At 43.9% G+C, this 12,125-nt stretch carries 7 protein-coding genes; 2 read left to right on the top strand and 5 right to left on the bottom strand.

What is annotated here, in order from left to right:
• Positions 1-13: 13 nt before the first annotated feature.
• Complete coding sequence (gene psbU / locus ABWT76_RS20865; protein WP_054465740.1) at positions 14-445, top strand: photosystem II complex extrinsic protein PsbU; 432 nt, start codon at positions 14-16, stop codon at positions 443-445.
• A 146-nt stretch (positions 446-591) separates the two neighbouring features.
• Positions 592-2,346, top strand: coding sequence for an L-aspartate oxidase (gene nadB, locus ABWT76_RS20860; protein WP_082348805.1), 1,755 nt, complete (start codon positions 592-594; stop codon positions 2,344-2,346).
• 146 nt (positions 2,347-2,492) lie between these two features.
• Here nadB and ABWT76_RS20855 read toward each other — a convergent pair whose 3' ends face one another.
• From ABWT76_RS20855 to ABWT76_RS20835, 5 genes are all read right to left on the bottom strand, one after another.
• The gene (locus tag ABWT76_RS20855) at positions 2,493-2,753 is read right to left on the bottom strand and encodes a hypothetical protein (protein WP_054465741.1); all 261 of its coding nucleotides are present in this window, start codon (positions 2,751-2,753) and stop codon (positions 2,493-2,495) included.
• A 654-nt stretch (positions 2,754-3,407) separates the two neighbouring features.
• On the bottom strand, positions 3,408-8,786 hold the full coding sequence (locus tag ABWT76_RS20850; protein ID WP_354634900.1) for a hypothetical protein: 5,379 nt from the start codon (positions 8,784-8,786) through the stop codon (positions 3,408-3,410).
• A gap of 1,501 nt (positions 8,787-10,287) precedes the next feature.
• Positions 10,288-10,734 (bottom strand): SRPBCC family protein, encoded by a 447-nt coding sequence (locus ABWT76_RS20845; protein ID WP_054465743.1) that lies wholly within the window; start codon positions 10,732-10,734, stop codon positions 10,288-10,290.
• 389 nt (positions 10,735-11,123) lie between these two features.
• Positions 11,124-11,411 (bottom strand): transposase, encoded by a 288-nt coding sequence (locus ABWT76_RS20840; RefSeq protein ID WP_354636429.1) that lies wholly within the window; start codon positions 11,409-11,411, stop codon positions 11,124-11,126.
• Positions 11,412-11,606: 195 nt separating this feature from the next.
• On the bottom strand, positions 11,607-11,906 hold the full coding sequence (locus tag ABWT76_RS20835; RefSeq protein WP_054465744.1) for a helix-turn-helix domain-containing protein: 300 nt from the start codon (positions 11,904-11,906) through the stop codon (positions 11,607-11,609).
• Positions 11,907-12,125 lie beyond the last annotated feature (219 nt).

Below are 12,125 nucleotides of genomic sequence, written 5' to 3'. Positions count from 1 at the left end.
TTGGGAGTAATTTATGAGACGATTGCTGCGCTCATTGGCGGTTGTATGTGTATTTAGCCTAAGTCTGTTGGGATGGATGGGTTCTGCCCAGAGTGCATTAGCGGCTAATTTAACCCAGTTCGCCCAAAATGCGCCCTTCCTATTCGCCGAAGTCAAGCTTCGCAATCCCCTGGAAGACAAATTTTACGAAATCGGCAACAAAATCGATTTAAATAACACCAATATTCGTTCATTTCGCGAGTTACAAGGGTTCTATCCGAATCTGGCCAGTAAAATTATCAAAAATGCCCCGTATGAAAAGGTTGAGGATGTGTTAAACATTCCTGGACTCTCCGAAACGCAAAAAGCTCGTTTACAAGAGAATCTAGACAAATTCACCGCCACCGAACCACTGCCAGAGTTGATCGAAGGCGACGATCGCATTAACAAAGGCTACTATAAGTAAAATTGCGCTTTGATTGGCCAGAATTTCCTGTCGCCACATCACTAAAAAGTTAGACTTTGAATAAAATCGCCCTTTGCCGAGTAAGGTTAAATAGATCCATAATTCTAGATCAAACCAAGCAACCGACAAGGGGCGATTTTTCATTGGTGAATCCATCAGACTTACTCTCTTCTGCTAAAGACTCTCTGGACTATTTTGATGTCCTGGTGGTGGGTGCTGGAGCCGCCGGTCTTTATGCGGCATTGTGCCTACCAGAATCGTTACAAGTGGGCTTAATTACCAAAGATCAGCTAACAATTTCTGCCAGTGATTGGGCTCAGGGGGGAATGGCTGCGGCGATCGCCTCTGACGACTCACCTCAACTGCATATTCTGGACACCCTCAAAGCGGGCGCCGGACTCTGTGAGCTTCCAGCGGTCAAATTTCTCGCCGAACATGGCAAAGAATGTGTCGAATCTTTAATCAAACTTGGGGTTGGCTTTGACCGGAAAGAAAACGACTTGGCGTTGACCTTAGAAGCAGCCCATTCGCGCCGCCGGGTGCTCCATGCCTCCGACACCACTGGGCGAGCCGTGGTCAGTACCTTAACCGAGCAGGTACTCAAACGACCGAATATTAAAATCTTTTCTCCCGCCCTGGCGATTAGTCTTTGGCTCAAAGAAAATTCGCCCCCCGACAGTCCGCAGAATTCGGCCACGACGCCTCAATGTCAGGGAGTCTGCTTAGTTTATCAAGGGAAAATTTACTGGGTGAGATCCGGTGCCGTAGTCTTGGCTACTGGAGGAGGAGGTCAAGTTTTCGCTCAAACCACCAATCCCTCGGTGAGTACGGGAGATGGAGTAGCGATCGCTTGGCGATCCGGGGCAATTTTAAGAGACTTAGAATTTTTTCAATTTCACCCTACCGCTTTAACCAAACCCGGTGCCCCCCGCTTCCTGATCAGTGAAGCCGTCCGGGGAGAAGGGGCGCACTTGGTAGACGATCAAGGGCGTCGATTTGTGTTTGACTACCACCCATCGGGAGAACTAGCTCCCAGAGATATCGTCAGTCGAGCCATATTTAGCCACTTGCAACATCGGGGGTCAGATCCAGTCACCGGCCATGTTTGGTTGGATCTACGCCCAATTCCCGTAGAGAAAATTCGTTATCGTTTTCCCAACATTATTCGAGTTTGTCAAAAGTGGGGCATTGACCTATTTAATGAACCGATCCCCGTCGCACCAGCAGCCCATTATTGGATGGGGGGAATTGTCACCGATTTAATGTGTGCCACTTCTATCCCCGGTTTATATGCCGTGGGGGAAACCAGCAGCACCGGAGTTCAAGGGGCGAATCGTTTAGCCAGTAATTCTCTGCTCGAATGTATTGTATTTGGCGCACAACTCGGTCATCTTCAACCCAGTTCCCCGCCCAATGAATCGTTAACCAATACTGCCCCGAACAGTTCCCCGAACATCTCGGTTTGGGAAACTTGGCCGAGTCAACAAGCCAAAATCCAACAGATCCGGCAGGATTTACCTCGCGTGGTGTGGCAAAGTGCCGGGATATGTCGGGGACAAGCGGGTTTAGCTGAGGCGATCGCCCAAGTCACCGCGTGGCAAACTGAATTTGCCGCTTTACCCATTACCCAATATCTGATCGACCTTGAACCCAGCCTGCCCATTAGCCTATCTCTCGCGGATGCCGATGGGCAATTACGTCAATGGGCGGAAACCCGCAATCTCTTAGATGTCGCCTATTTAATACTTACCAGTGCTGCTTTTAGAACCGAAAGTAGAGGGGGGCATTATCGGAGCGATTTTCCGCACACGGATCCTAATTGGCAAGTTCACACAATGGTAAAAAGAAACACTTGGTGGAAGTCTGCCCTGGTTTCTAACTCAGACTCCGGTAGCGCATAAATCACCAATGGCTGATTTATCAGCCCACGACAATTTGTCCCATAGACTCAGGGGTTACTAGGGTTAACGGCTAATGTTGGTGGTTAATGGTGGCGATTCGCCCCTAAGTGCGATAGCTTCGCTTCACGGGATCGACGGCAGTCTGATTAAACAGCTAAATCAAATATTTCTACTACACAGCGTCCACCTGCTCCTTCACTTCCCCCATCCGGGTGAGGTTTATCTGGTGGAGGTGGATCCTGTGCCACAATTTGAGGCATAATTATTTGCACAAAAGTTGGCCGATCATAAGATTTGCCAGATGCTCTGTCTTGAGTCTCTGATGAACGTAACGAAATAAGTGAGGCATCAATTCCTAGCCCAATTAGCAAATATGCTGTAGCTGTAAGCTTTAAAATAGCACCCATTTTATAACCCCCTTTGATCGTTTTCCAAGAAAATTAGCTATACTTGGTGACTCGATCTACCTCTAGTATATCAGTAAATCCACCGAGTTGTCCAGTATAACTAACGAATATGCGTAATATTACGCAATAATGTCCGTAGATTTACGGAGTATGATTACTCTGGTGGCGATCGCTTGACTATATTTTGGCTAACTTTGCATCGTCAGATCAATCAATCCTGGTAATAATTGCTTATGGTAAGCGATCGCCAAGTCAAATTATAGCCAAGTCAGCGGCAAGTGAAATACGGATCGATTCTAGCCAAGTTACTAGAAAGATCGGTGCAGTCACCCATGTTTCCTTACTCCGGGTGCGCCCGCAAAAATCAGCGTAGTTATTATAATTAACCCGGTTGTGGGGAAACCCAACCTAATTTATCTCTACTAAGGCTGAACTTGAGATCGATCGCCACTTGCGTAAGTGCTACAAATTTGCGGCCATTGACATAAAAAAACTCCCCGGATGTTTCGGGGGGTTGGAGAAATCACAATTGGAGAGATCAAAATTTAACTGTTTTGCTTACCAAAGGGCTGCCCCTAGGAAAACTTGAAGATTGCAGCCCTTTGGTGTCATAAACAAATCGTTACACAGTTAGACAATCAGTTAGACAGTGAGTTAGACAGAGAACAGTTGCAACTCAGTAGCCGCTTGGTACAAATCTACCGGAGTAATTTCATCCAGAGAAGCAGCACCAGTCTTGTTCAACAGCGGATCTTGGTTTTCTGGCTTATCCTTGATCGCTTGCAAGCCACTGAACACATAACCATCAATCAGACCTTGGCCGGTGAGATATTCTAACTTCTGACTGAAAGTGACATCCTCAATCGACTGGACGCCTGCATAAGCCAAGAGCTTATCTTGAGCAACCGCACCCTCCGCGAAGTCCTTGTCAAAGTCATAGTGCTTAGAAGTTTCCAGACCTTTGTCTAAACCTTGACCCGTGGCAAAGTCTTTGAGTTCAACATCATCGATTTTACCATCGCCATTGAGATCCAGGACTATTTCAGCTTGCTCTTCCTCTTCATCAATGGCACCATCACCATTGAGATCGACATTCAGATCGACTAGGTAGGTTTCACGATACCATGCTGGATCGTACAGGGGTGATGCGGACAAACCTTGCCCTTCGGGAGAGTTTATGAATTCATAAACTTTGTCCGCACCGATGTTGAAGACATTCTCTTCGCGATAGTTGAAGACAATATTTTGAGTGAATTCGGCCTTGAAGTAATCGAAGTTGACGAAACCTTTGAGGTTCAGACCGAGGTCAGCACCTTGCTTGAAGATGAAGCCAAAGACATCCTCATAACTGAAGGTGGGTAACTCTTCCAGTTTCAAGCCGAGTTCTTGGGCGATCGCCTCACCATTAGCCTTAACAAAGCCTTCCACATCAACCGGAGTAATCTTGATGCCGCTAGGATTGACTTCGCTGGCAACGCCGACTTCATAGACATATTGCAGAACTTGTAAGTCGGTGACTTGCTCGATCGCCACCCCAAACTTACTGGTTAAATCAGCGCCGTACTCAGCCCGGACAAACTCATAGTCAATGTCATTAGACAGACCGCCATAGATCGCATCAACCACTATGGCATCAGGGAGTTCAGCCACCGCAGTCACATCAATGCCATAACGTTCGGCGATTTTAACTGCGAATTCTGCCTTCAGGTAATCAACTTCCACGAATTCTATGGGGTTGATTCCGAGTTCCACACCCTTATCGAACATGAACTCGATCACTTGCTTATCGGTCAGCTTGGTGACATCGAAAGTATCAACCGGAGCGATTTGATCGGGTTTAAGGTTGCCACTCTTCTGAACTTTCAGAGACTTGGCTTTGAGCTTCATCGAGCGATCGCCCTTGAGCTTAATCGAGCTACTGCCAAACTTCAGCGAGCCACTCTTGGGTTTGAGGGAACCGCTCTTACCAAACTTGAGAGAACCGCTCTTAAACTTCTTAGAGCCACTCTTAATCTTGATACCTGGTGCCGCAAAGTAGTCAATCAGTGCTTGCTGGTTGGCTTCAACATAGCCAGCAATGTCGATCGCAGACAGTTTGACTTCTTCAACCCCTAAGACTTCCTTGAATTCAGCACTGTAGGCAATATCAATCAGTTGCTTAGTGCTTAAAGTAGCGCCTTCAGCCAAAGTGATACCTAAAGCATCTAAGATGGTGGTTTGCTCCTCAGCGGTCAAGTTTTCAAACTGATAGCCGACGAAGCCAGCATCAATGGTCTTGTAATCTTCCGCTAACCAGGTCTGAACATCCTTACCGGAAGCCGCGATCGCCGCCGCGTAGGTGGTTTCAAAGTAAGCACTTGCCACGAACCCTTCAAGACTGATACCAAGTGCGGCCCCTTCACCGAGCATAAACTCAACAATCTCATCAGGCTTGAGTTCTGCCACTTCCTTGAGATCAATACCTAAAGCATCGGCGATCGCTTGACCATTAGCCTTGACATATTCACTCACCTTGAATGGTGAGATTTCAACGCCTTCCAAAGTTGGTTGGGAGTACAGATACTCAACCAATTGCTTATAGGAGACTTTGGCGATCGAATCTACCCCAAAGGCTGACAGTACAGCCGCTTCACCCAGCTTAGTCACCAAGCCACTCAAGCAGAAGTCAGCATCTAGTCCATCAGTCAACCCGCCAAACTCGGCATCCAGAACCAACTCAGCGCTGAGGGTACTGACATCTTCCACCCCATACAACTCTTTCAGCAGGGCTGCATTTTCTGTGCGATAGAGTTCGATATCTTCCGCAGAAACATAATCAGACAGATTAATGCCAAACTTCCAGCCTTCCTTGACCATGAACTCACGGACTTGACCTTGGCTGAGTTCTGCCACATCGGTGACACCAAAGAAAGCGAGTAATTTGTCCTGATGATCTGTGCTGTACTTAGCAATATCAAATGCTGAAAGTTTCGTCAAACCAGCCTCCAAACCTTCCGTGAAGATATAGGCTTTCAATTCTTCACCTTCCAGGTCTTTCACCAGCAAACCATCAGCGGTGACTTCTTCGCCATATTGAGCCTTGTAATACTCCTCATCAACATAAGGAGCGCCATTACCGAACACAAAATTGATCACATCTTGATCGGTAAAACTTGCCCCAACATATTGAGTCAGCGCCGCCGTAAATTTAGTCTTATAGAATTGGACATCGACCACTTGGGTAAGATCGATTCCCATTTCTACAGCAGGCCGAAAGATAAACTGTTTTAGTTCATACTCAGTCAGGGTTTCGACATCTTCGACCCCAAAGAATTCCTTGAGTTTATCGCTGTAAGTCTCACTTAGAACATCGAACTTAAACGGACACAGTGCGAGTCCTTGTTCCTTCCCTTCATTCAGAGCAAAATCAGTAATTTGCTCATCGGTCAGGTCATCAACTGCAACCCCTAAATCTGCCGCAAATGCTTTCAGTGCTTCTATGTGAACTTCCTTATAGAAGCGGATGTCGATAACGATGCCACCATTGCTAAAGATTTTGTCGAGAACTTGTGCCTCTTCGAGTTGAGCAACGCCTTCTTCCCCGTCGGCAATATCGAATTTTTCCCGAATCTTATCCTTGTGAATTTTCTTGGCAAAACCAGGGTTAAAGAATGGCGACAAATTCAGACCTAGTTCTAAACCTTCCTTAGAGGTAATAAACTCGAACAGTTCGAGGTTATTCTCGATCTTAATGCCCAATGCTTCCAGCTTCTTGCCGTTCGCTGACTTCAGCCATCCTAATTTAATCAATGGGGTCGGACTGAAACCGAGTTCAATACCTTTCTTGATCAACTCTTCCTGGCTGAGTCCGGCAATTTCTGTTTCAGTCAAGCCTTGGGCAATCAGTTTGCTGGTGACTTTGGTCTGAATCACCGTTGAGAAGTAAGACACATTCACAAAAGCGGAAGTGTTCAACCGTGTGTCTTGGGCAAATTTCAAGATAGCGTCTACTTGCTCTTGGGTCAGGTTCGCGAAATCAAACTCTGGGAACTGTTCTGCCAACTTGTCTTGGTTGTTCTTGATAATGTATTGAACATCAAGAAACGCCGTGGGTGCTGGGATTGGGGAAGCATCATCGCCCGGTTCTTCGCTCGGTTGATCGCCCGGTTCTTCCGGAGATACTGGGGTGATCGGCTGACTGTCAGAAGGCAGGGGAATATTTAGCACTAGCTCCGCATCACCATTGGCATTATCAGCATTATCAGCATTATTGGCATTATCGGCATCATCGTCCATTGCACCGCCGATCGCTTCTTGACCTTCGCTCGAGGATATGAACTCTAACAATGACTCCAATGAGATGGATGTGCTAGAAGAACTGCTGATTAGAGTGCTAAAACTGGTGCTGACAAATTCTAACAGAGATTCAAAGCTGATTTCGCTGACTGTAGCTACACCAAAGAAGCTGCTAATCTGTTGGCTGGTGAAGCTAGTTTCCAGAGAGGTAAACAGATTGCTAAAGAATTCAACCAGGGAACCAAAGCTAACTTCAGTGGCACTGCTGACATCAAACAAGCTGCTAATTTGTTGGCTGCTGAAACCAGAAAGACTGGCGATCGCACTGCTGAGGTTGAAAGATTCCGAAGTTTGTAACCCTTGGGCAAAGGACTGGTCGATCGCATAAGAAACCAGTGCAGTCGCATCAATTTGAGCAACTTCAGTCACATTGAAAACACTTTGCAGTAAACTGCTATTCGCTTGAGCAAAGAAGCCCAGATCCAAAAACTTGCTGATCTTGCGTAGCTCTGTGAACCCATAATTAAACATATGCTCAAATGCTGTGGTCAGACCAGCTTCTACAGCTTCAGCCACATCAGGGTTCAGGCTGAGATATTCTTGGACATCAAAAGCACGACTAAACTTGCGTTTTTCCTTGCAACCATACTTAAACAAATGCTCGATCGCGCTGGTTTCACCGGCTTCTACTGCTGCCTTCACATCAGCATTCAAGCTCAGATATTCTTCAGTATTAATCAAGGGATTAAACTTCCGACCCTCTTTCATGCCGTATTTTTTAAAGTGTTCCAGGGCGCTGGTGACACCGCTTTCAACCGCCTCGGCTACATCTGCATTTTGTTCTAGGTAGTAGCTGCTCTTGAAAATATAGCTAAATTCACGCTTTTCAAATTGACCATATTGGAGGTAGTGCGCGATCGCATTAGTTTCACCCGCTTCTACCGCTGCCTTCACATCAGCATTTTGTTCTAAGTAAGCCTCAACACTAAAAATGCGGCTGAATTGACGGAATTCATACTTGCCATATTTGACAAAATGTTCAATCGCAGTAGTTTCACCGGCTGCCACCGCTTGAGCTACATCTGGATTTTCTTCAAGATAAACATCCTCATCAAAAATACCGGAATCTTCTACCTCAGCGATTTCGGCAGAAATAATTTCCGCTTCTGTCGCGTCTTCCGTTACTTCCGCCGTCGCTTCTGCGGTTACATCATCAGTGGTTTCCGCAGTGGTTTCCGCCGTTGTTTCTTCGGTTACTTCTTCAGTCGCTTCCGTCGTTGCTGGGGCGGTTCCTGCTAATTTACTGCTGGCGGAGCGATTTTCCCCAACACTGGTTAGACGTAATCCGAAGTCCTGACTCAAAAACTGATCGACTGTTAAATCACCCGCTGCATTAGATAGAGTAAAAGTCGTGGATTGGATGTCATCAGTAACGATTCCTTCTGTACCAATTTCTACCCCACCATCAAATAGATCGGGATTAACATTCACACCACCACCCAAATCATTAACACTATCAGCGGCAAAAGAAGAACTGGTTACATTGTCTCCCGTGACGGTCATTCCTTCTAATGCAGCATTGTCAGCAACATTAAAGAAAACTCCCCGGATATCGCCGATGGGATTTATCTTATCAAGGCTGACTTGAACCCCAGCTTCGACTTGTTCAAGTTTCACTTGAGCGGTTGTGCCATTTCCATTGGTCACGTCAATGAGATCGATGGTGACAAATTGATTGTTTTGATTTTGGTCGTCCATAATAATTCTCCGGTTTTCCTGAATTAAACTCTGGTCTTATGTTTGTGGTAATTTTCTGAGGAAAATTTTCTTGGGGATTGTTCAGAAAATATACATTTGCCATCCTTCCTTGTCTTAGGCATCGACTGATTAGGCGATCGCAATTTCATGTTTTTTTGCGGATTGTATAAGTGCTACCCTGAATATTCTTGATATATGGTCTATCTAATGCAGTCGTTTTTTGGGTGTTCGGTGATTTTCCTATTGTTTCTGCCCAAGACAACGCATAAATTTTATTTCTATCCTATAATTTATGTAGCTTATTTTTTCTACTGTAGCTTATTTTTTTCTAACTGTCTAGATGTTTTTTTGAAGTTTTTATAAAGCTTAAACTTTATAAAAACTTCAAAAATATTAAATTAAAAGCTATTAAATTTTAATAGCTTTTATTCAGAGCCGTGAACATAGATGTATTTTTTTGTAATTAAGAAACATTCAGCAGAAAATTCAATATTTTTTATAAAAAAAGCACTAAAAAAATTGATATAATTAAGCTAGAAATTTAATTCTTAATCATATATTTTATAAATTAATTTTAGTAATTTTATATTTTTTGCATAAAAAATCAACAAAAAAACCTAAAGCCACAGATTTTGCACCAAAGACATGGCTCGTGAATCATTAATCATTATGTATTTTATTAATTAAATAGAAATAATCAATGAATTTTTACCCACCAGATTAACTCCCCTGAAAATCTCAATTAAACCGGAGATTTGATCCAGAATTAATGAGTGAAGGATGCCAGGGTGATTAATTTTTTCAAAGCTACCAGTATCCATCTTCATTTTTCTACCTTTTATCTGCTTTGCCTCGATCTATTCTGATGGGAGGCTCACTAATTTGATCGGCACCACTCTAGTGAACCTACTCCCTCCAAGACGGGAAAGGTCATTGATAGGTTCCCTAAAATATTCTGGTGGAGTTTTTTTTCAGAGCATTTCAATTGTGTAGTTTTGTAAACTAGGCTCTGATGTCTTAGCAGTATTGGATTATCAGACCTAGGCTGACCTGTTAAATCTTCACTTCAGAATTGAGAAATCCTTAGCCAATTTTTATGTATGTCAGTGATTCTACGGATATGCGATCGCTTCTGATGGCGATCGCCTTTGACGATCTCTGAGAAAAATTTACCCCAATCAATACATCCTGGATCCCAGGCTCGATTCCCTCGTCTGAGCAACGCGCGATCGCGATTAATGGCGATCGACAGAAGCAATCCCCGACAGCTTACTGCCTTAATATCTAATTATTTAATATCTAACTCTTAATCAGCAATATTTTCGCCCTGGGCAAGGGACTCTCTGGAACGCTTGGTGATAGAAACAAGAATAAAGAGACGGAATCTGCAACGTTGGTGGTTGAAAGATTCCGTCTCTATGGGGGATATCTAAATCCGGGAATGTTTGGAAGGCTTTTTTGCCCAATCAGTCATCTAATCTTGATTCCATTATCACAGGGCTTAATTTTCGGCGTAAGCTTTGAGTGCATAATCACGAAATCGGTCGAGATCCGCTTGAATGGTTGATTCCACCACTCGGCCTAAAAACAGGTTATCCATAATTTCGCCCAAAAATCCGGGAATTTTATAGGAGATGGTCAGTTTCACAATGCTTTTATTGTGGCGGTCATAAAAACGAACAGCCCCTTGGTTAGGCAGTCCATCAATGGATTCCCATTGAATAATCTGATTTGGGACTAATTTTAAAATCCGAGAAAGCCAACTAAATTCAAATCCCCCAGATGCGAGTTTCCATTTAGATAAATCAGGGTCGTCTTCTAGAATCTCCACGGATTCAATCCACTTCATCCACCGAGGCATTTGTTCTAAATCAGACCAAAGACTCCAAACAAAGTCTATGGGGATGTCTACTTCCACAAAAACGCTGTGTTCTAGCCAATTTTTCATGACAATCAAACAATATAGAAAATTTCTGAATTTTAGCAATTATATCATTAATTCAGGTATTGGGGTTAATGGAAAATATTTGAGGCGATCGGCTTGATTTCCCTTTTCTGAATAGCGAAATCGTTGGCTCTCCAGATATCTGAAGAGAATGGGGTAAAGGAATGGGGGAAATTCATCTAGGGAATCGGCTCAATACCTTGATAATTTGATTTTGACTTGATTTTGACTTGATTTTGACTTGATTTTGACTTGATTTTGATCCTGGATCATTTTTTCGGGTTTAAACCGAATAAATACAAATCACATTAGACAAGAGTGCAAAATAAGGGATCGATCCCCCAATTCCCCTTAAAAGCGCCACTCGGCTTTTGAGAATTTTGCCTTCTTGTCTATTGGCTTTCTCTTTGGCTTTTTCTGTGAACCCCTACATGGCGATTGGCTGACCCCGATACTTTTCGACTAACTTTTCTTTGGAGTTTTGCCAGTTTCTTCGATTGCTTTCTACAGGCTCCGGTTGATAGGTTAGCCAGGGCTTTTATCCCCAAATCTATCCCAACTACATCTACTATTTTATCTGTGGGGGCAACGGGAACATCTAGAGAAAAGAGGAAAGAGGTGAACCATGAAAGAGGTGAACCATGAAAGAGTAAAGAGTAAAGAGGTGAACCATGAAAAATATTCTCTCTCCTCTCTCCTCTCTTCTCTCTCCTTCATTTTTGGGGTCGGGAACGACCGGGAGTCTTTCATAAGTTTTTAGACAGCCGATAACTGGTACTTTCAGTTTATTTGATGATAAGATTTTAATTGTCCCATCCAATGTAAAGCTGTCCTGTCTACCTTTTTTCTTAAATTTTGGTCGTGCTTTCTTTTTTTTAAAGCAATCTTGCCACCGTTGGGTGAGATGACAAATAAGCGTACTGAGGCGCACATTTGGAAACTTCATAGTACCAGGGACTTTCTGGCTTGACTAATTTATTTAACCATTTATGTAAGTCAATGGCTGTAGAAAATTTAATTTTTTCTTCTGGGCTACAATGAGTATTATGTGATAAAATACCTAAACATAAACCGTGACCCCAATTGTAGGCATGACGTGCCACTCCCGCATGGCGAGCAAGTTGTTGCCGTTGGGTTTGATTGATTTTAAGTTGTGTTTTAAACCCTAATAACATGGAGTCATAATTCCCACGCGCCTAACCAGATCCAATCTTACCACCACTAATGACCAGATTGACAATTTGAATCTAACAATCGCAGGTCTTTCCTCTGGAAATTTATGACGATTTGAGGAATTTTGGGTAAGATTGGGTAAGATTGGGTAAGTTTTCGGCTTCTGTAGTTAACCCCTATTTTTTGTCACGGCTAAGAAAAAATTAGCATAGACTTGCGTC

The organism is Planktothricoides raciborskii GIHE-MW2, from assembly GCF_040564635.1.
GTDB classification, from domain to species: domain Bacteria; phylum Cyanobacteriota; class Cyanobacteriia; order Cyanobacteriales; family Laspinemataceae; genus Planktothricoides; species Planktothricoides raciborskii.
This window is presented reverse-complemented; position numbering and strand designations above follow the sequence as displayed.